The organism is Mucilaginibacter sp. P2_A5 (assembly GCF_056404995.1).
The window spans coordinates 1-22,132 of the sequence record NZ_JBFUCY010000035.1 but is presented as its reverse complement, the minus strand read 5'-3'; the positions used below and the strand labels follow the sequence as shown (position 1 = coordinate 22,132).

At 43.2% G+C, this 22,132-nt stretch carries 15 protein-coding genes; 13 read left to right on the top strand and 2 right to left on the bottom strand.

Features of this window, described 5'->3' with window-relative positions; all coding sequences use genetic code 11:
- The first annotated feature begins 29 nt into the window (after positions 1 to 29).
- From AC1DXF_RS24465 to AC1DXF_RS24445, 5 genes are all read left to right on the top strand, one after another.
- On the top strand, positions 30 to 638 hold the full coding sequence (locus tag AC1DXF_RS24465) for an RNA polymerase sigma factor (RefSeq protein ID WP_477451329.1): 609 nt from the start codon (positions 30 to 32) through the stop codon (positions 636 to 638).
- Between the two features lie 46 nt (positions 639 to 684).
- Entirely contained in the window at positions 685 to 1,629 is a 945-nt protein-coding gene (locus tag AC1DXF_RS24460) for a FecR family protein (protein ID WP_477451328.1), read from the top strand.
- Positions 1,630 to 1,740: 111 nt separating this feature from the next.
- The gene (locus AC1DXF_RS24455; protein WP_477451327.1) at positions 1,741 to 5,097 is read left to right on the top strand and encodes a SusC/RagA family TonB-linked outer membrane protein; all 3,357 of its coding nucleotides are present in this window, start codon (positions 1,741 to 1,743) and stop codon (positions 5,095 to 5,097) included.
- A gap of 36 nt (positions 5,098 to 5,133) precedes the next feature.
- Positions 5,134 to 6,645 carry a RagB/SusD family nutrient uptake outer membrane protein gene (locus tag AC1DXF_RS24450; RefSeq protein ID WP_477451326.1) on the top strand — a complete coding sequence of 504 codons (1,512 nt, stop codon included), beginning with the start codon at positions 5,134 to 5,136 and terminating at the stop codon, positions 6,643 to 6,645.
- Positions 6,646 to 6,701: 56 nt separating this feature from the next.
- Entirely contained in the window at positions 6,702 to 8,537 is a 1,836-nt protein-coding gene (locus AC1DXF_RS24445) for an alkaline phosphatase (protein ID WP_477451325.1), read from the top strand.
- 483 nt (positions 8,538 to 9,020) lie between these two features.
- On the opposite strand, the gene AC1DXF_RS24440 is transcribed toward AC1DXF_RS24445, so the two are convergent.
- Positions 9,021 to 10,514: a TonB-dependent receptor gene (locus AC1DXF_RS24440; protein WP_477451324.1), complete on the bottom strand. Its 1,494-nt coding sequence runs from the start codon at positions 10,512 to 10,514 to the stop codon at positions 9,021 to 9,023.
- A 278-nt stretch (positions 10,515 to 10,792) separates the two neighbouring features.
- On the opposite strand from AC1DXF_RS24440, the gene AC1DXF_RS24435 reads away from it, so the two are divergent.
- The 5 genes from AC1DXF_RS24435 to AC1DXF_RS24415 all read left to right on the top strand — a co-directional run bounded on the left by AC1DXF_RS24435 (position 10,793) and on the right by AC1DXF_RS24415 (position 16,643).
- Positions 10,793 to 10,996, top strand: coding sequence for a hypothetical protein (locus tag AC1DXF_RS24435; RefSeq protein WP_477451323.1), 204 nt, complete (start codon positions 10,793 to 10,795; stop codon positions 10,994 to 10,996).
- Entirely contained in the window at positions 10,993 to 11,157 is a 165-nt protein-coding gene (locus tag AC1DXF_RS24430) for a hypothetical protein (RefSeq protein ID WP_477451322.1), read from the top strand. Before AC1DXF_RS24435 ends, AC1DXF_RS24430 begins: the two co-directional genes overlap by 4 nt.
- Before the next feature lie 212 nt (positions 11,158 to 11,369).
- Positions 11,370 to 13,901, top strand: a complete 2,532-nt coding sequence (locus tag AC1DXF_RS24425; RefSeq protein ID WP_477451321.1) for a T9SS type B sorting domain-containing protein — start codon at positions 11,370 to 11,372, stop codon at positions 13,899 to 13,901.
- Positions 13,898 to 14,884 carry a PorP/SprF family type IX secretion system membrane protein gene (locus tag AC1DXF_RS24420; protein ID WP_477451320.1) on the top strand — a complete coding sequence of 329 codons (987 nt, stop codon included), beginning with the start codon at positions 13,898 to 13,900 and terminating at the stop codon, positions 14,882 to 14,884. The genes AC1DXF_RS24425 and AC1DXF_RS24420 overlap by 4 nt, the downstream gene beginning before the upstream one ends.
- 4 nt (positions 14,885 to 14,888) lie before the next feature.
- Entirely contained in the window at positions 14,889 to 16,643 is a 1,755-nt protein-coding gene (locus tag AC1DXF_RS24415; RefSeq protein ID WP_477451319.1) for an OmpA family protein, read from the top strand.
- Positions 16,644 to 16,683: 40 nt separating this feature from the next.
- Here the strand turns inward: AC1DXF_RS24415 and AC1DXF_RS24410 are convergent, their stop codons facing one another.
- Positions 16,684 to 18,117, bottom strand: a complete 1,434-nt coding sequence (locus tag AC1DXF_RS24410) for an AAA family ATPase (protein WP_477451318.1) — start codon at positions 18,115 to 18,117, stop codon at positions 16,684 to 16,686.
- A 615-nt stretch (positions 18,118 to 18,732) separates the two neighbouring features.
- On the opposite strand from AC1DXF_RS24410, the gene AC1DXF_RS24405 reads away from it, so the two are divergent.
- The 3 genes from AC1DXF_RS24405 (at position 18,733) to AC1DXF_RS24395 (ending at position 21,740) form a co-directional block, all read left to right on the top strand.
- Positions 18,733 to 18,915, top strand: a complete 183-nt coding sequence (locus AC1DXF_RS24405; RefSeq protein WP_477451317.1) for a hypothetical protein — start codon at positions 18,733 to 18,735, stop codon at positions 18,913 to 18,915.
- 170 nt (positions 18,916 to 19,085) lie between these two features.
- Positions 19,086 to 20,429 carry a deoxyguanosinetriphosphate triphosphohydrolase gene (locus tag AC1DXF_RS24400; protein WP_477451368.1) on the top strand — a complete coding sequence of 448 codons (1,344 nt, stop codon included), beginning with the start codon at positions 19,086 to 19,088 and terminating at the stop codon, positions 20,427 to 20,429.
- A 285-nt stretch (positions 20,430 to 20,714) separates the two neighbouring features.
- Entirely contained in the window at positions 20,715 to 21,740 is a 1,026-nt protein-coding gene (locus AC1DXF_RS24395; RefSeq protein WP_477451316.1) for a LacI family DNA-binding transcriptional regulator, read from the top strand.
- The last annotated feature ends 392 nt before the right edge of the window (positions 21,741 to 22,132 follow it).

Sequence of the window (22,132 nt, the reverse complement as noted above, 5' to 3'; positions counted from 1 at the left end):
GCGTTACTTTACCCCTATAAAAAAGGCTTGTGAAACAATATTCGGATGCTCAACTTTTATTGGAACTGCAAAGCGGGAATGATAGTGCATTTCAGGAAATTTACGAGCGCTACGCCGATAAGCTGATAGCCTTTGCCCTTAAAAAAACGCAGCATGAAGATGAGGCGATGGATATGGTGCAGGAACTTTTCCTCTCGGTATGGAAAAACCGCTACACCTTACAGGTAAACGGCCCATTGGAGGCTTACCTGGTTGTATCGGTAAATTACATGGCCTACAAGTGGTTCAAAAAGCAAAGTAAACAGCCCCGGTCATTAAATGATTTTATGGAGTTGCCGGATATGGCCGAGGATAGTACTGCCCAAAAATTGTCATTTGCCGAACTAAGCTTTTTAATAAACCGCGAAATTGCCGATATGCCCGAAAAAATGCGACAGGTTTACCTGTGCAGCCGCGAACAGGATATGAACGGGCAGCAAATAGCTGCAGAATTAGGCATATCGCATCAAACCGTGCGTAACCAGATTAGCAGCGCACTGGGCCGGTTAAAAAAAGCAGTTCATCATTATTACAACGTTATCCCGCCCGATAACCTGAGCGAATTTTTGCTGCTGATAATTTTTTTACGTTTGTTATAGTACAAAGTCCGCCCTGCTGTCACTTGGTAAGTATAAAGGCTTATAAGTGAAAGAAAAGGAAATCAAAAAACTACTTGATAAATTTAACGAAGGCAAATGCACCGACGAAGAATTGAGGTATTTGCAAATGCTGATGCAGGAGTTAAGCCATCAGCAGGATGCACCGCAACCTGTGGGGCAATTAAAACAGGCTCTTTGGGAAAAAATACAAGCGCAAACCGTTAACCAGCCCCGCATAACCCGTTTAAATACCGCCTGGCTAAAAGTAGCCGCCGTTGTTTTAGTTACTCTTTTTGCGGGCATTTTGGGTTACCGTATGTTTACAGGCCCTAAACCTGCAGAGGTAATTGCCTACCAGGTGATCACCGCGCCTAAAGGACAAATGAAAAAAGTATTGTTGCCCGATAATACCCTTGTGCAACTAAACGCGGGCAGCGTCATCAGGTGCCCGGTTAAATTCAGCGCTACTGTAAGGGAGGTAACTTTGCTAAATGGCGAAGCCTTTTTTGATGTAAAGCACGATGCCACAAAGCCTTTCCTGGTTCACACAGCCGGTGTTACCATCCAGGTGTTGGGTACCTCGTTTAATGTTAAATTTTACCGCGAGCTGCCAACCATACAAGTATTTGTAAACAGCGGTAAGGTTGAAGTGCATGACAGGCAGCATACTTTAGGTATGTACACACCGCAGCAGCAGGTAACCTACAACAAACAAAGCCAAAATTTTTCAAAACAAACCATTATTGGCGACCATGCACTAAGCTGGATGCATGACGACCTGATTTTAGATAATGTTGAATTTAAAGAGGTGGCCGTTTACCTGCAAAACAGGTATAACGTCAATTTTAAATACGCGGGTAAAAGGCTGAGTCGGCAGCACTATTCGGTTAGGTTTTCAAATAAGTTAACCATTAACCAGGTGCTTGATATTTTGCAGTTTATAGATGGCCGTAAATACCGGCTTACGGGAGATGTAGTAAATATTAAATAAAATATATAAAAGAAAACCAATGCCTGCTACTAACAAGCACTGGCTTATTAAGTGTAACTGCCGAAACTAAACTGAGACGGGCGGTTACTAATCACTTTTAAAAACAAATGTATGGAAAAATCTTTATCCCAGATTTCAAGAAAGTTAATGACCGCAATTTTATTGCTCTTAACAATTTTCGCAACGTTGGTGCCGGGCCAATCCCTGGCCGAGCGTAAAGCATCATTGATTGACCAGCCGGTGACCGTAAAGTTTGCCGATGAAACAATGGATGCATCGCTCGAAAAATTAAAAAAGGCGATGAATAACGTGGCTTTTAACTACAAATTAGATGATGTGGCGGTAGTTAAAGTAAAAGCAAGCACTTTTATAGGCAAGCCATTAAAAGATGTATTGAATGCTTTAACCAGCAATACCCAGCTGGAGTACCGCGAGAAATACAACACCATTATTATTTCGCGTAAAAAGGTGGTAAAAGTACCGGCAAAAGTACTCATAACCGGTACCGTGAGCGATAAAGACGGCCCCCTTGCAGGTGTTGCTATCCGCAGTAAAACATCGCAAGCCGGCACCTCAACAGATGTTAATGGTACTTTTAAAATATCAGTTGAGCAGGGCGAGGTTTTGGTTTTTTCTTTTATCGGTTACAAAACACAGGAGGTAGTTGCTGATCATTCGCCGCTTGATGTGGTTTTAAGCGCTGATGTAACCGGCTTATCGGCGGTAGTGGTGGTAGGTTATGGTACGCAAAAAAAATCGGATGTTACAGGTGCTATTGGTTCATTAAAGGTGTCAAATGTTAAAGATCGTTCAGTAGGTTCGGTAACCGAGATGCTACAAGGGCAAATAGCCGGTGTTACCGTTTTAAATGAGGGCGGCGACCCAACATCGGGCCCAAGCATCAGGTTGCGTGGACGAAGTTCAGTAAATAGCGAAGGGCCTTTAACCGTAGTTGATGGTACCATTTATAACGGGGGGCCAATTGATCCCAATGATATCGAATCTATCGATGTTTTGAAAGATTCGTATGCTGCTATTTATGGTGCCCAGGCAGCGGGCGGTGTAATTTTAATAACTACCAAACGCGGCAAACAAGGTAAAACCAATTTAGATATATCGGTAAAAGGGGGGAATCAAAACGCGCTCAAGATATTGCAGGCCTTAAATGCTGCCGAATACGCAGATGCCATTAATACTGCCTATGATAATGCAGGCAAAACCCGCCTGCCGGCTTTTGATGCCACTGTAAACCCTGACTCGCGTATTACCCGCACCAACTGGACTGATGCATTGTTCAGGACCGGCCATGTGCAGGATTATAGCCTTAACATCAGTGGCGGTAATGATAAATCAACGTTTTATGTATCGGGCGGTTATCGTAAAAATGACGCTATCCTTTTAAATACCAATGCGCTGCGTTATAATTTCAGGGTAAACTCTGATCACCAGATAAAAGACTGGCTTAAAATGGGCGAAAGCATGTCGTTCTCCTACAATAACGGCCAGGGAGCTAATACTACAAGCGCTTATACAGGTGCTATATTATCGGCTATATTTTATCCGCCCAACGCCTCCATTTATAATGCCGATGGCAGCTTTGGCGGTGTGCCGGCCCAATACGCAGGTTCATATGGTGATGTTATAAATCCGGTTGCTTACTTAAAACGCCTGGATAACAGCGACGCGGTTACCAGCTTTACTATAAACCCGTATATAGAAGTAAGCATAATCAAAGGGTTAAAATTCCGCTCGAACCTGGCAGTTACCAAAAATCTGGAAACCATCAAAAACTTTAGCACCAGGATACTGGAGCCCGGAAAAAAGTTTTTTGATAACAACCTTTTCCAGGAACAAAATAATTCAAGAACGATACTTGCCGAACAAACCTTAAACTTTGACAGGACATTTGGACACGACCATCACATAGCTGCCTTGGCAGGCTATACCTACCAGGACGATACGCAGGATTTTTTTAGTGTAAATACTGATAATTATTTGAGCGAAGATCCGGCATATCGGTACATTATCAATGGTACGTTAAATCCAACAGGTGTTCCTTTGCAGGGCAATAAAAACGAAACGGCCCTCACCTCTTATTTAGGCAGGGTTGGGTACGATTATAAAGGAAAATACTTTGTGAACGGCATCATAAGACGCGATGCTACTTCGAAGTTGAGCAGTAAAAACCGCACAGAAACGTACCCAGGGGTATCTGCAGGATGGTTGATTAGTAAAGAATCATTCTTTCCTGCCGATGGTTTAGTGTCATTTGCAAAATTGCGGGCAAGTTATGGCCAGTCAGGTAATCTTGCTGGTTTGCCTTACTTTCCTACGTCGGTATCCTTAACCAAAACTGCGGGCTATTTGGGCAGCCCTGCCGCAGCAATAACAGGATCGGCAATTGATGGCCTGGCCAACCTTGACCTCAAATGGGAAAAAGCAAGCCAAACAGATATCGGTTTCGATTTAGGTTTGTTAAACGGCCAGCTAAATGTTACCGGCGATGTATTTGTGAAAAAAAACACTCAATTTTTATTTCGACCACCGGTAGCGGCCGTTTTTGGTGTATCTAACCCGCCATTTGTAAACGGCGGCGAAATTCAGAACAAAGGTATCGAGTTATCGGTTAAGTATCAGAACAGTATTGGCCAGCTGCATTATAACCTTGCTGCCAACGGATCATATATAAAGAACAAGATCCAGGATATTTTGCCCGGACAACAAACAATTTTGTCGACACCAACAGTGAGGGATAATCTTGTACCGGTTCAATTGCGGCAGGGATATTCGTTATACTCTTTCTTCGGTTACAAAACCGCGGGTTTATTCCAAACCCAGGATGAGGTAAACAACTATAAAGGTTCATCGGGTGCACTTATCCAGCCAAATGCCAAACCGGGCGATATTAAATTTCTTGATTTAAATGGTGATAGTAAGCTTAGCGATGCCGATAAAACTTATATCGGTACACCCTTTCCTAAATTTAATTACGGTTTTACCGCCAATTTTAGCTATGGCAACTTCGACCTGAGCGTGTTTTTACAGGGTATTGCCGGTAACAAAATTTTCAACGCCGTTAAATACACCGGTTTAAACGCATCAATTCAAAACTATAACCTGCTTACCGATGCTAAAAACGCCTGGAGCCCTACACATACCAACACCAGCATACCAAGGCTTTCGGCAAGTGACGCCAATGGCAACTTTGGTAACGTATCTGATTTTTATGTCGAAAATGGCTCGTACATGCGCATCAAAAATGTAACCCTTGGTTACACCCTGCCAAAAACATTGATGACCAAAATAGGCGTTCGCAGCGCAAGGGTATTTGCCAACGCGCAAAACCTGGCCACGTTTACCAAATACTCGGGTCTTGATCCGGAAGTTGGTATCAACCAAAATGGCGTTGATTTAGGTTTGTACCCACAATCAAGAATCATTTTAATAGGTATTAACGTAGGCTTATAACAACAAGGTATTTAGAGAATTAAGGAGATAATTAAGATGAAATTTAAAAATATAGTTAAAGGCTTGTTAGGTATAATGGTTATTATACTTGAGCAAAGCTGTAATAAAAGTACGTTAGATAATATTAAACCTACCGGCACGCCAACCAGCACCAATTTTTGGAAAAACGCGAGTGATGCCCAGGCGGCGGCTAATGGCTTGTACGAAAAACAGAGTAACAGCGAGGATATGTACGGGCGTGGCTACTTTTGGCTTATTAATGCCAGCGACGATATGGTTGTCGGCCGTACATCTGCTGATAGAGAAAACATCAAAAACTTTGTTTGTACGGGTAACGAGAGCAGTATCTACAATCCATGGTCGTTACATTTTGTGGTAATGAAAAGGGCCAATGATGTTATAGCCAATGTGCCTGCAATCAGCATGGATCAATCTGCCAAAAATTTCATATTGGGCCAGGCTTATTTTGTGCACGCGGTTATGCACCTGGAAATTGCCGATTTATATGGAACCGACAAACAGGGCGCGCCGCTTCAGAACCGGGCTAATCCAATTGCGTTCCCCGTACAGTTAGCATCGGTTAAAGATAATTACGCGTACATCGAGGCCGATTTAAAAAAGGCTGCATCGCTGTTACCTTATTTTGATAAGCTTGCCGCTACAGATAGGGGCAGGGCCCACAAAACGGCAGCCTGGGCATACCTTGCCAAAACATACCTGCATGCAAAAGATTATGCCAATGCCGAAAAATATGCCGATTCGGTTATTCTGAGTGGTAAGCACGCATTGTTAGCCAATTATGCCGATGTGTTTAAAATTGCAAATAACTACAGTTCAGAATATGTTTGGTCTGTTGCCAGCAGCTTAAACGGCCAAAGCATTTTGCCTGGCGCCATGCTCGAAAATAAAGGCTGGGGTTTATATAACGGTTTTGGGTACTTTCAGCCTACTAAAGAACTGGTTGATGAGTTTGAAACCGGTGATAAAAGGCTGGCGACAACCATCCTAAAAAATGGCGATACTTTTCAGTACTTCGGCCAAACTTATACTTACCCTATTGGTGGCAAAAGCAACAGCTTAACCGGTTACCAGTTTAATAAATACATGGAGCCGTTTAGCTACGCCGGTGGTATACATGTAAGCCCCAATGGCGACGAACCATCTACCGATTTAAACGTTCCGCTATTACGCTACGCCGAAATTTTGCTGATTAAAGCCGAGGCACAAATTATGCAGGGTAAAAACGGAGATGCCGCTTTAAACCTGGTACGCATAAGGGCTGGTTTAGCACCAAAATCGGGCGCTACCATGGCCGATTTAAAACACGAGCGCCGTGTAGAACTGGCAGGTGAGTGGAGCGACCGCAACTTTGACCTGGTACGCTGGGGCGATGCGCAGGCTACGTATGCCAAGCCATTGCATGGTGCTAATGGTTCGGTAGTGTGGAAAGCGCGTAACTTTGACCCTGCAAGGGATAATGTATGGCCTATCCCCCCTAAAGATATCCAGATAAGCCAGGGACAGCTGAAACAAAATGCAGGCTGGTAAATAAATTTATACCTTTAAAACCGGGCAACGCCCGGTTTTTTACATTGAACTAAAAAATGAAAAACAGTACTACAATTACCTTGCTTACAGCTTTGCTGTTGAATATCGGTACGGCGGCAAGTGCGCAAATTAAGGCGTACACCGTAGCCGACGCGCATTCTCACAATGATTACAAAAATAATATCCCGTTTTATCGTGCTTACGAAAAAGGTTTTGGATCGATAGAAGCCGATGTTTATGCCGTTAACGGACGGCTGATGGTAGCGCACGATAAAAAGGAGATCAGCGCCAAACGCTCTTTAAAGATTCTTTACGTCGATCCGCTAATTGAGAAATTTAACCGCGATCCGCAAAGACACCTAAGGCTGCTTATCGAAATAAAGGAAGATTATAAAGCCATATTGCCCTTGGTGATCAGTGAACTTAAACCGTTAGAAAAATATTTTGCTTACGACGGGCATCCCGGCAGGTTATCTATCGTGATGACGGGGGCGGTGCCTCCGCCAGCTATCATGCCAAACTACCCCGACTGGATTTCATTTGATGTTGACCATTTAGATGGATTTACTACCGCGCAATGGAAAAAAATTGGATTGGTGAGCTTCCCGTTAAGCAAATATGTGCATTGGAATGGTAAGGGCGTATTTAATGCCGACGAAATTAAAAGAATAAAAGGTGGCATTGACAGCGTTCATAATGCCGGTAAAAAAGTACGCTTCTATGAAACTCCCGATACCAAAAGCAGCTGGCTGGCCATGTTACGTTTAGGAGTTGATGTTATAGGCACCGATGACATAGAAGGGCTTGGCAATTTTCTGAACAGGAAAGAGAAGTCTGAATATACAGATCCCGAACCTTACGTTATTTATCACCCAACTTATAAATCAGATGGTGAGGTAAAAAAGGTTAAAAACATTATTTTATGTATAGGCGATGGCATGGGCCTGTCGCAATTATATGCTACCTATAGCGCCAACAGGGGGCAGCTTAACATATTTCAGATGCTTAACATGGGCTTTTCGGTTACCTATTCGGCTGATGCTTACATCACCGATTCGGCTGCCGGCGCAACAGCTTTTGCATCGGGCCAAAAAACGAACGATAGGGCAGTAGGCGTTGACCCGGACGGTAAACCGTTACGCTCACTAGCCGACTATAGCGCCGATGCCGGAAAGAAGACGGCTGATATTGCAGTTTGCGAACTAACGGACGCAACGCCTGCTGCCTTTTACGCACATGACCCTGAACGAAGCCACGCTGCGGCTATAGCAAACCAGATTGTATCATCACCGGTTGATATCTTTTTAGGCTCGGCCTATAAAGATTTTACACAGCCCGTAAATGGCCAAACTCCTATCGACAAAATGAAACAACGCGGGTATACCATCACCCGCAATTTTGACGATTTTTTAAATACGCCTGCAACAAAGATCCTGGCATTAATGGATGACAGTGTAACCAGGCCCAAAATGGATGGCCGGGGAAACTATCTGCCGCTGGCATTAAAAAAAGTAACCCAAACTTTTAAAAATGCGCCAAACGGATTTTTTATGATGATTGAAGGATCGCAGATTGACCACGGCGGGCATAGCAATAACCTTAAACAGGTAATTACCGAGAACAGCGATTTTGACCGGATGGTTGGCGACGCCCTGCGCTTTGCCGACGAAGATGGCGAAACACTGGTTATTGTTACTGCCGACCATGAAACAGGCGGTTTAACGCTACTGGATGGTAATATCAGCAAAGGTTACGTTTGGGGCGATTTTAGCACAAATGACCACACCGGAACACCTGTACCCATATTTGCCTACGGCCCGCACTCGCTTGATTTCAGAGGCGTTTTTAACAATACCGAAATTTTTAATAAGCTGAAGGCTTTGATAAAATAGAGAGCTCTATGACGCTTTGTATGGGTTTTTCGATTTCAATTAGATTTTATATAATTCTTCCTAAGGGCCATCGGCCCGATACATATTGTAACCACGGGTTTCAACCCGTGGATGATTGGCCAAAACACGACAAGAGTGCCATCGGCACGGCCCATATTTTGATCTAAATCCAGGTATTTTAATTTGTTCAACCGATATATACGTATTGCTCAGATGGATCGAACGGTTCTCAATCGTTTTCTTCGTTTTTTCCCAGGGTTAAAACCCGAGGCTACAAGATTGGCCGAGGCTACGCCTCTAAGGCGTGTTGAAAAAAAACTGATGTGTCAACAAAATATATCTTTAGAAACTGATCAGCAACAGCTTCTGTGCTACCCATACAAAGCATTGTAGAACCAACAAAGGATCGTTTACGGGCATTAAAAAAGCCGCCGCATATGTAATTATGCAGCGGCTTTTTTTATGGTAATTATTCAGCAAATGTTAAACAGTGGCTGTTTGCGTCTGGGTGTCACTTCCGTTAGTTGCCGCAACAACGTTAACCGGTGGTACTTCGCAATTGAAGCCAAACAAGCAGCGGCCTTTTATCATGGCGGCTACCTCGTTAGGTACATATTCTTCCCATCCGGCAGAGCCTTGTTTTATCAGTTGGAGTACTTTGTCGGTATCAACATGCAGGTTTCCTTCATTATAATGCCTGATGTCTTCAATTTTATTGTTGGCAATCAGGTAGCGGTACAAATCGATAAGATGTGGCGGCGGATAAAATTTAAGGCAGTTCCATATTACGCCGTCGCGCAGGGTGGGGTATATAAACAATTTTACCTTACGGCTAAACAGCGTAGCAAACGATTCAAGGATGCCGCCCGGAAGATCCTGATAGTGTTCTTCAGAGAAAATATACTCCAGGTTCGGGAAGCCCAGCACCATACCAATCTTTAACCTCGTGATTTTTGAAAGGTAAGCCACCAGCTTATAATACTCATGAAAATTACTGATCATAACCGTTTGCCCAAGCGAGCACAGTATATCTACCCGGTCCAGAAAATCCTTTTCATCAATGTCGGCATTCAGGTCGGCGTTTCGCTCTTTTAAAGCCTGCAAGGTAAGCTCGGTAACTACTACAACCTTTGATTTATCAACATCGGGTTCCTGCAAAAATTGTTTAACGCCATTATTAAGCATATCTAGATGCACGTTAATAATCGGGCGGAAACGGCCGCGGATAACCACAATGTGCTTTTTATACAGCGCTTCTGTAGGCTGCATGTTTTTGCCATCGGGCCCAAACACGGCAGCGTCAGAAAAACCATATTTTACCAGGTGCAGGCTCATCAGCCTGTTGTCAACCTTGGTAAAGTCGGGCCCTTCAAAGCGGATCATGTCAATCTGGATCCTGTCCCTCGACAGGTTATCCATCAGCGACAGCAAAAATACCGGTGGTATTTCGTTATAATAAAAGCAGGCATACATCAGGTTTACCCCCAAAATGCCTACAGCTTGTTGTTGCAGATTAGTATCGTTATCCAATAATTTTACGTGGATAACTACATCATTAAACCCGCCGTTTGGCTGCAGCTGAAAGCGTACCCCCATCCAGCCATGGCCATCGTTGGTTTTATTGTAATTTAAAGCTGATACCGTGTCAGAAAAAGCAAAAAACGTAGTGGAGTCTCCACGTTGTACGGCCAAACGTTCAATAAGTAGCCCGTATTCATGGTCAAGCATCGATATTAAGCGCGCTTCGCTCACATAACGCCTTGATTGTTGTACGCCGTAAATGGCATCGGAGAAAACCATATCATAGGCCGACATGGTTTTGGCTATAGTACCTGATGATGCGCCGGCCTTGAAAAAGTTGGCTGCAACATCCTGTCCTGCACCAATTTCGGCAAATGAGCCGTATATTTTAGGATCAAGGTTAATGGCAAGTGCCTTTTGCTTGGTCCCTATATCCTTGTTGTGAATGGCATTCATACCCTTAGTTAATTATAGTTTATTGTTGCCAATATGATGATCTGAAAAGACGCCTAAAAATACAGTTTTTTAAATAAGTTAAGACCATGTATTAGTAAAAAGGCAAGGAAACAGGTTTTATTTTTTGATTTAGATAGGAGAGGAGGCTTTTGGGTGAATAGATTGTTAACAAATGTGGAATTTGTTCATATGCAAGATCATGATATGATTACCCGATGCTTTTTTCGTATTTTATGTTACATAAACGCATCCATCAGTTTAACAATCAAGTATTGCGTATGAAGCATAGCAGGAAAATAGCGTTGGTAGCTAATCATGTAAATGTTGGAGAAGAAGATGCTCTTGACGTTTTATTTTGGTTGGATAAGTCCCCTGCCGAAAGGTTGTCCGAAGTAAGCCGCTTGAGGAAAAACTATTTTACATGGGCTGATGGTAGCTTCCCGGAAAAGATTGAAAAAGCTGTTCATTTCAGGAAGATATGATTTTTGAACAGGATTTATACCTTTGTATTGATACACTGTGTGTACCACTACGGGTTGAACACACCCTGGTACGCCCTGAGACACCCTGGTACGAGGTGATACGCCCTGACACACTCTGGTACGCCCTGGTACGGGGTGGTACACCTGGCAAAAACCTATAACCTGGCTCCAAATCCGGCAACTACTTTGCTATCGGGCCTGTTTTAAAGCTAATCGGGCAATATCCAAACAACATCCCCACGTTTACCGTAAAGAGTACCTGTAAATTGACGAAGGCGTTAACGGCCCGGGTAATTGTTTTGTTGCCTGATATGAATTTTTTACGAACAATTCGCCTGCTTTTTATAACTTACAACTTTGTAAATAAACCTCAATGCTTGATAGCGCAGTAACTTTTTGCGGCATACCTTATCCATACCTTAAGCTTATAAAAAAAGGCTTCTTTTGTGCTGTAATAGCTTTTTTTTTGCCCGTTGCAGGTTTGTATGCAGAAGGCAGCAAAGAGCTGAACGTCAATGGGGGATACCGGGCGTACCTGTTTTCGAGCGCTACAATTACCAATACATCGTTCCCGTTCCCAACTTTAGGTACCGTTAAGGTTTACGTAAAAGCAGGCGAAAGCATTTATGTGGGCTCAAGTGCCCAGGGCATTGCCGGTGGTACCATTAACCTGCGCGCGCCCGACGGTAACAGTTATACAAGCGGCACAGATGCAAATACAGGTAATATTCATAACCGCGCCCAGGAGGTTGCAGGGCCATTGCCCAATGCCGGTGGTTTTACGCCTTTTATTAAAACAGTAGGTGCAGGGCAGGATGGGGTTTGGGAAATTGATTTTGTGGCCGAAAATCCCGGAACAGTATTGGGTGGGAACCCGCCTACCATTCCTTCCAATGCCAACTGGACACAGCCCCAGGCCGAATATATTACCGCCTTTGACGTATCGGTACGCAATGCGGCAAACTCAGGTTTTATAAATGGCAGAGTGTATACCCAGGTGTTTTCTGGCATATTGGGTACGTTCAACGTGGGCTTTAACGCTATATTCCACATCCTGACAAAAGACGGATATCAATACATATTGAATAACAACGGCCAGGCCGGTAATGGCTTTACCTTTTTTGTGAATAACAAAGGTTTTAGGGGCGCGGACGGAAATGCATCATACAAAAGCATTAATGGCCTTAGCGCCAACGTTAATGTGCAGGACCCGCGCGTGGCCGATACTCAAACCGATATCACCCAAAAAATATTTTTTAATATTCCGGCTACCGATATGCCCGCCGTGGCCAATACGCCCGGATCGGCAACAACCTGGCTTTTAAATACTCCTGTAGTACCCGCAATAAGTAACGTTACTTTCACAGGCGCCGAAGGAACTGTAGGTAAAGCAGGTACCAACCCGTTGGGGGGTAATTTTAACTTTAACATAACGGGTAACGGTAATTATGTAATTGGTATTGATATAAACCACAACGGTTTGTACACTGATGCTATCGACCGTAAATTAACCGGGCAGGCAACCACCGGCAGTAACCAGGTATATTGGGATGGGTTTGATGGCCTGGGAGCCAAAGTAGCCGGCAACAGTACCTTGTTATTGCAGGTAGATATCACCATAGCCACCACCGCAGGCGAAGTGCATTTTCCTTTTTTTGATGTGGAGCGAAATGTTAACGGGCTTTTGCTAACCCGCACAAACGGCACTTTTGCCCCCGACGATTCTTTGTACTGGGACGATACCCCCATCGGCATTATCGGCACACCATCCAACCCGGTAAAAAACCTTACGGGGTTAAGCAGTGCTATAAACGGGCACAAATGGGGCACCTCTACCAGCATTGCTACCAATGATGCCGATTTTGGTAACAATAAATCCATTGATACCTGGAGTTATATAAAAAGTAAGCCGGTAACTACTTCGGTAAGCTTTGTAATGCAGGAAGCCGATCTTTCTGTCGAAAGTATAACGGCTGTGGCGGCCTGTTCCGGCCAGCCGGTTATTTACAAAGTGGTTGTAAAAAATAACGGCCCTAATGATGTTACAGGGGCCGGTTTCAGCTTTAGTTTTCCTAATGATATTAGCGGGGTGGTAGTAACAAGTGCTGCTATCACAGGCAGTTCGTCAACATCAGGCGGGGCTGTTGTGGCAAACGCCTACCACGCTAAGCTGGATATCGCAAATGGGGCTGTGCGTACCTTTACCATTACCGGGAATATTGCGCTGGCAACAAGCGGCAACCTTACGGTTAAGGCTGCTGTGCTGAGGCCGGCGGATGTAACAGACCCGGATGCCACCAATCCCGATGCTGCCGTACCCACAGATCCGGATAGTGAATGCGACGCTTCTCCGTCTGGCGCGGGTTGCAATAATATTAAAACCAGTACGGTAAACATTGTACCCGGCCCAAATGCCGGTGCTGATCAAACCTTATTTGAATTTGCTCCGGCCACTATGGCGGCAACGGGTAGCGGTGTATTTACACAAGTGGCCGGCGATCCGCTATCGGCAACTATTACCGCCCCGGCAAGCAATACAACTACAATAACCGGGTTGGATAAAGTTGGCTTATATCATTTTGTTTTTACCAACGCCAATGGCTGTGCCGATACGGTGGTGTTGAAAGTGATCTCTGCCGATTTGCAAATCCCGAACATAATAACACCCAACAATGATGGCAAAAATGACGTGTTTAAAATTGTTGGATTAGAAAGCTATCCCGGTTCGCAACTCAGGGTATTTAACCGTTGGGGCAACGAGGTTTACCGTTCTGATAATTACAAAAACGATTGGAATGGCAGCGGCCTGGCCGAGGCTACCTATTTTTATGTATTGAACCGGAAGGAGCACGCCGGCGAATTTACCCCGGTTAAGGGCTGGGTGTTTTTAAAATGGAGTAAATGATGCGGGGCTATAAATTATATATCCTGGTAGCAAGCCTGGTTTTACTCACCGTAAAATTGCAGGCCCAGCAAAGTATACAGTTTAGCCAATATATGTTCAATGGCCTGGCAGTGAACCCGGCCTATGCAGGTTATAAGCAGGATTGGACGCTTAACTTAAGCAGCCGCATCCAATGGGTTGGTATTAATGACGCGCCTAAAACAGGCACAGTATCTGTTGATGGCCTAACCAATAGCACCAACCAGAATATGGGCATAGGGTTGATAGCTACTTTTGATAAGCTTGGGCCCGAAAGCACATCATCGGTATATGTAAACTATGCATACAGGTTAAGGCTTGATGAGGATGATACCAAACGTTTGAGTTTTGGCCTTGGCTTTGGTGCCATACAATATCGCCTGGATGGCACTAAATTTAACGCTACTGATGGTGGGGATACCAATATACCCGCCGGAACGCAAAGCAGTATCACACCCGATTTTCGTTTCGGTGTTTATTATTACGCGCCGACGGTATATGTTGGTGCATCGGTGTTTAACTTGCTTTCGGGTTTGGGCAACACTGTTGATCATTTGCAGCAATATAAGCAGGCCCGCACAGTTTATTTAACCGGCGGTGCAATGGTACCGCTAAATGAAGGCATGGATATTAAACCATCGTTGCTGATAAAAGAGGACTTTAAAGGTCCCACCAACCTGGATGTAAGCAATTATATAGTATTTAATAAAACCATTTGGATAGGGGCATCATACCGCACCGGGATAAACCTTTGGAAAAAGAGTAACCTGCAAAGTGGCCTTGATAAAACAGATGCTGTGGCGACGATGGTACAGTTTTATGTAAGTGAAAACTTTAGGATTGGTTATTCATATGATTTTACAACAAGCAAGCTGGCAAGTTCGCAAAGTGGCTCGCATGAATTGTCGTTAAGCATTAGTTTTCCGGGCAAAAGCCCAAGAGTGGTTAGTCCGAGATATTTTTAGGCAGATGAAAAAGTTAATATTGATTGGTTTGTTGATTGCTTTGTTGGCAAAGGTTACTTTGGCGCAGGAACAGCTATCTGTAAAGCAACGTGCCGATAAGCTTTTCGATCAGTATGAATATTTCAAAAGCCTGAAATTTTACCTTAAACTGGTTGGCCATAAGCCGGATGTTAAACTTGTTGAGCGTATTGCTACCTGTTACCGTTATATTAATCAATACCAGGATGCCGAAGACTGGTATGCCAAAGCCCTGAGTGATCCTAAAGCCGCCAAACTCGATCATTATTTTTACGCCGAAGTATTGTTTCGCAACCAAAAGTTTGACCAGGCCAGGCAACAGTACCAGTTGTATTTTACAGATGATGCGGGCGCGTTAGCCTTAAAACTGGCCGATGTGGATTCGGCCATGGTATGGATGAAGCAGCCATCGCAGTATAAAGTTAACAATATTGGCGGCGTAAATACCCCGTCATCTGATTGGGGGGCCGCTTACAGTGGCCAAACAACCATTATATTCACATCCGACCGCGAAACCGGCGATGGCAAAAAAGATAACCGCACCGGTAACGGCTGGTTTAAACTGTACACCTACGATTTAAATACTAAAGAAACAAAACAGCTGTTTTTAGATCCCGGTACCAGCAACGAGTTTAAGGATGCTTACCATGTAGGCCCCATGGTGCTGAATAATAAAGGAGATACCGCCTATATTACTGTTACTACCGAAGTAGCTGCTAAAAACTTACCGATAGACCAACGTAGTGGCAAAAGTAACACCCGGCTGTATACACGCCGCCTGCAATTGGTAACAGCCGTAAAAAAGAATGGCGGGTGGTTTATTTCGGACAGTTTCCCGTACAATAATGTACAGCAGTATTCTGTAGGTAACGCGGCATTGTCAAAAGATGGCAGGCTGATTTATTTCAGTTCGGATATGCAGGGCGGGCAGGGTAAAACAGATATCTGGTATTGCGAAAAACAAAGTAACGGAAGCTGGGGAAAACCAGTAAATTGTGGTAAAGCCATCAACTCCAAACAAGAAGAAAGCTTCCCCTTTGTTGATGAAAACAGTGTTTTGTATTACGCATCCAAAGGGCTGCCCGGTATGGGAGGCTACGAAATTTATGCCGCCCATGGCCAAAAAAGCAACTGGGATAGCCCCAAAAACCTTAAATATCCTATCAACTCCACCAGCGACGATTTTAATTTGATAACCCGTGACGGACAAAGCGGCTACCTGTCGTCAAACCGCGATAACGGCCAGGGTAGCGATGATATTTATGCCTTTACCCGCACAAAAGATTCCATTTTTATAAAGCCAATAGCCGGTAACCCGCAACCAATTGTTGCAACCGGAAAACCAGGGTCGCCCAATCCTCTTTCAGGCGCGTCCGGTCCTGATTTCAACATCAGGCCTATTTATTATGATCTTGATAAATCATTCATACGGCCCGATGCAGCTGCGGAACTGGATAGGCTAGCTGGTATTTTAAAACAATATCCTGCACTAAAAATAGTATTGGCATCCTATTGCGATTCAAGAGCATCCTATTTGTATAATCTTGCACTATCTCAGCGGAGGGCCAAATCTGCCGTAACTTACCTGGTAAAAAAAGGCATTGCCCCAACCCGCATGACGGCCAAAGGCTATAGCGAAAGTAACCCCGTAAACCAATGCGCAGATAAGGTTAAATGTTCGGAAACCGATTACCAGCTAAACAGAAGAACGGAAATCAAAGTGATGCCGGGCGGTAATTGATTGTAATAATGTCAAAAATGTGTTAAATGGGCATTTAGCCTTACTTGAATAAATCTTCCAATACAATATCGTTTTGTATCAGCCCGGTTTTATAGCTATTATCTTGTGTGCCAAAGGTAGTTACCATTACAATAAATATTGTTTTTGAGGTTTTGGTCTTGTTTTTAAATACGTCCCGTTTTTGTGCAAGTTCTCTGGCGTAAGCTTTATCAATGATGAAAGTTGTGGTCGAAAACTTTAGTTCGCAGATGCTGATACAAAAATCCTGGCGATCAAACAATAGGTCGATTTGTGCGCCGGGCTGGCTTTTGCCGGGAACATACCTCCAGGCCGATGCTTCGGTGTAAACTCCTGCTATGCCCAACGCGGCTTTAATTTCGCGGGTGTGTTTCAGGCATACACTTTCAAAGGCAGTACCGCTCCAGCTTCTCCACGAAGGCGTGGTGGATAATTTTATCCATGTTCCGACGCCTCCAGCTCGGCTGTTTTCCATGAATTTAAGGTAAAATCTGGAGTACTCGTCAGATAGTTTATAAATACTGTCGCGGGTATTTTTTTCATATGGAAGGTAAGCCGTAATAAAACCAGATTCTGTTAACTCCTCCAGGAGCAGGGTAGTGGTGCCGCCTGTTGACAGATTGCAGGCTGCAATAAGTTCCTTGCGCGTTAGGCCGACTGGTTTAGCTGCAAGTGCCCTTACAATTGCTATATGTTTATCGGCTTCGGCAAATAGCGATCGATACAGGTTGTTGAATTCGTTTTGTAGCGCGCCATCTTTTGTAAAACAAATACGATCGATATTTTGGGCGGCGCTTTGTCCGGGTAAAATCTTTTTTAGATATTGAGGGATACCACCCATGGCCATGTACAGTTGTGTAACCTGGTAATTATCAAGGTTTATATTATTGTTTTTCAAGTAGTCGCTTGTTTCGGCCAGGGTAAACGGAAGCAGGCGGATTTTTTTTGTGATCCTGTTGTGCAGCCCCCCTTTGTTGTTCACCACTTTTTGTATCATCCATGATGCCGCCGAACCGCAGATGGTTACAATAAGATTATTTTGCTTTGCCCCCCACGAATTCCAAAAAAATTCAAATGCAGACAAGAATCCCGATTTGGCCGAGCTTAGCCAGGGGAATTCATCCAGGAAAATAACACATTTGTTTTTCTTTAACAGTGGTTCGGCATAATTTTTTAACATCAAAAAGGCTTCCGTCCAACTAACAGGAACGGCAGGTAAAACGGGCAGTTTTAGCAGCGGGGCCAACGTGTTTCTGAAATTTGTGAGTTGCTCTTTTAACGATGCGTTATGTACCCCCGAGAATTCGAAAATCAGTTGCCTTTGAAATGTTTTGCGGATAAGGTATGTTTTGCCTACACGCCTGCGACCGTACATGGCAATTAATTCAGCCTCGTCAGATTTTAAGGTCTGCTCCAACAACTGTTTTTCTGTTACCCTGCCGATAATTTCTTTCATATTATTTCGCCTCGTTTAACTAAAGGGTTGTTAATAAGTGATTTGTATGGTTGTGGCTGATTATAGTTAACGATAATCGGCCACAACCATACAAATATATATAGTTGTGGCTGATTATAAAAATATATAATCAGCCACAACTAATGCGATTTATGTACTTGTGGCTGATTATGGTAATTTATACTCAGCCATAAGTGTGTTTTAAAGTGAGTTATGGCTGAGTATGTTATTTTATATTGCATCTAATTGTCTGATATTTAGTGTTTTATGTTAGGTTATTTTATGGGCATATAATTCTTTATTAAGTAACGACGATTTGCACTGTAACAGCTAATTTTAATCCGCTGAAAAAAAATTATTAAAATGGTATTGGCTCTGCACATGGTTTGTCGTGTACCTATTACAAGTAAAGCGCCATCTGCTTTAATTCATATTGTTTTTCATTTTGATATTACCGCCCTTTCAAAATGATAGGTTTTTTAAATGCCCAATTGTATCTGCGCTATCAAATTAACCGGTTTAAAATGGTTTTAGCTGCTATTAAGCATTTTAACTGGTTTTTGGCATGCGTATGGTATACACGCTGTAATTGATAATACACTAAAAAATTAAGTCATGACATCATTTTATATCGTACTGGAAGTAATAGCCTTTATTGCAGTAATTGTAATACCAATGGCCGGCCCAAAAGCAAAGAAAAATTTACCTGTTGTAACTACCAGTAACCTGGCGGTTAACAACGCGGGTTACCTGGAACCATTCGCTGCAAACCAACAAGATCATCATCCGGTGCACTAATTGTTAAGCCACTTATGTTGAAAAAAAAGCCTTTCATTTTGACAGGCTTTTTTTTTGCAGGTATGCAGCTTTGCTTATTACCATAAAATGTTTATCTCTTTTCCGTTTATGAAATTTATAGGATAATATTGCCGGTAAATACTAAACAAGATTTGTATTGACCGCTTATGATGAATTGGGAAACTTTACTATCGGCCAAACGCTGGGGATACGAGGATAAATATATTGCAAGCCAGGTTGATGCCCGGTCGGAGTTTCAGCGCGATTATGATCGTATTATATTTTCGTCGCCATTCAGGAGGCTGCAAAATAAAACCCAGGTGTTTCCCTTGCCCGGGAGTATTTTTGTTCATAACCGCCTTACACATAGCCTGGAGGTAGCCAGTGTTGGCAAATCATTGGGCCGTATTTATTATAATAAGTTAAAAGAAGAAGATCCTGGTTTGGACAGCCGCCTACCGCTCATCAGCGAGATTGGTAACATTGTATCTGCCGCTTGCCTTGCCCATGACCTGGGTAACCCTGCATTTGGTCACTCGGGCGAAGCAGCCATATCTCATTACTTTATTGAGGGTGATGGCGCCAGGTATCAAAAAAGCGTTACCGGCGAGCAATGGGCAGATCTGATCAATTTTGAGGGTAACGCCAACGCCCTGCGCATTTTAACACACCCGTATGCAGGCAAAGGCCATGGCAGTTTCGCACTAACATATAGCACCATCGCCGCTATTGCCAAATATCCCTGTGCATCAGTTGCCGGTGGCAATAAGAAAAATATCTATACCAAAAAGTACGGTTTCTTTCAATCGGAACAGGCTGGTTTTGAAAAAATAGCTGCCGAGCTTCAGATGAGCCAGGTACAAAGCTCGCCGCTGATATATAAGCGTCATCCGCTGGTTTATTTGGTAGAGGCCGCTGATGACATTTGCTATAATATAATCGATTTGGAGGATGCCCACCGCCTTAAAATATTATCATACCAGGAAATAGAAGAATTGCTGCTGCCGTTATGTAACGACCCTAAAATGAAGGGCAGGCTGGATGATATTGACGATGACGATGCTAAGGTTGGTTACCTGCGTGCGCGATCCATCAATACCCTTATCCACCAATGCTCCAGCCTGTTTTATAACGAGCAGCAAACCATACTTAACGGCGACTTCAATAAATCGTTGATTGATTTGATAGACGAGCCATTCCGCTCTATCATGAAAAATATCGAAAGCCTGTCTGTACAAAAAATATACAATTATCCGTCGGTTGTGCAGATAGAAGTTGCCGGTTATAAGGTTATGGGCGGTATATTGGAAGAATTTATTCCGGCTTACCTGAAAAAAAGCTCAAAGTATCATGAAAAGCTGATAGCCCTTATCCCTAAACAGTTTTTAACCAAAAGCAACGATGACTATGCCAAAATACAATCGGTGCTGGACTTTGTTTCGGGGATGACAGACCTGTATGCTGTAGAATTATTCAGGAAGATCAAGGGTATTTCGTTCCCATCTTTGAGTTAGTCAATTTGAAAAAATATTTATCAATGTATTGAACAATGTTGTCATAATAATTGAAGCAAATAAATAATTTATAGCGGTTAATTATTGGAATTTCAGAACAACATCAGATTGATAATGCCTGAGCAAAGAAAATATCCAGGTAACAGTAAGCCTGTTGTTACTATGTTTTTATCAAATTACAATTGGTTAATCGATTTATTCTAATCATAAATCGATTAAATTTTTAGTGTTATAAATACAATTAATTATAATCCCCTATATTTGAAAATAAACAAATATAAGCGGGTGACGAAAAAATTATCTATAGTTGATATTGCCAATAAGTTTAACGTATCAAAAACTACCATATCGTTCATTTTAAACGGCCGCGCGCAGGAAAAACGCATCAGCGGCGAACTGATTAAAAATGTAATGAAATACGTGGCCGAGGTGGGTTACAAGCCAAACTCGCTGGCCAAAAGTTTGCGCACAGGTAAGTCAAATACCATCGGGCTTATGGTGGAAGATATCTCCAACCCCTTCTTTGCCAGTATAGCGCGTTTAATTGAAGACCGTGCCTATAAAAATGGATATAAAATTATTTACTGCAGTACCGATAACAATACGGAAAAAACGCAGGACCTCATAAGCATGTTTCGCGACAGGCATGTAGATGGCTATATCATGGCCCCGCCGGAAGGGATTGAGAAAGATATTGAATCGCTTATAAACGATGGAATGCCGGTGGTTTTATTTGACAGACATTTGCCAAAGATTGATACGGATATTGTGGAAATAGACAATCTTTTCGGCTCATATAATGCTACCCGGCACCTGGCAGATCAGGGGTTTAAGAATATTGCTTTTATTACTTTTTTATCGCCCCAAACACAGATGCTTGACCGGGTAAAAGGTTATCATGAAGCCATAAAAAACGGTAATCTTAATGGAATTGTTGAGGAGGTAGCGTTTAGCCAGGATGACGAACTGATTATGCAGCCGCTGCGCGATTTTTTAAAAGCACATCCCGGTGTAGATGCCATACTTTTTGGTAATAACCACATAGCCACCTGCGGATTAAAGGTGATGAAGGAGTTTGGTTTAAAATCGCCTGCTGATATTGCCATTGCGTCTTTTGATGATCATGACGTTTTTAAATTACACACTCCGCCAATAACGGCCATAGCCCAACCTGTGGAGGAGATTGCCGATAACGTGATCACCATTTTGTTAAAAAAATTGAACGGTGGGTTGTCAACCATCAAACCACAGTCCATCATTTTAAAAACTGATTTAAAGATCAGGGATTCGTCTATAAAAAACGCGGTCTGATTTCCGGCTTTCGGACGGGTTTCATCACGCAATCAGCTATACTGAGTAATGAAATTTCGCGAAACGCTGAATGGGGGATGACATTCAAAAATAAAAGACTGTCATGCTGAGGTACGAAGCATCTGTTCGCGAACTTTTCTATCGGTCATGCACAGCTGATAGATCCTTCGTACCTGCCATTGACACATTATGCAGCAGTTTGATTTTCAACCAGTTGCACATTGTGCTTTTTAGCTAATCTTTTCAATGATGCCATCTCTCTTTTCTTTAGTTGCTCTTCATAACGCTTAGTTCCCTCCTCCACGTACGCGGTTCCTTTGGTTAATGTATTGTAATAGGCTATAGCCAGCTTTCTGGCACCTGCTTTTATGTATGGCTATTCCCGAATCTTT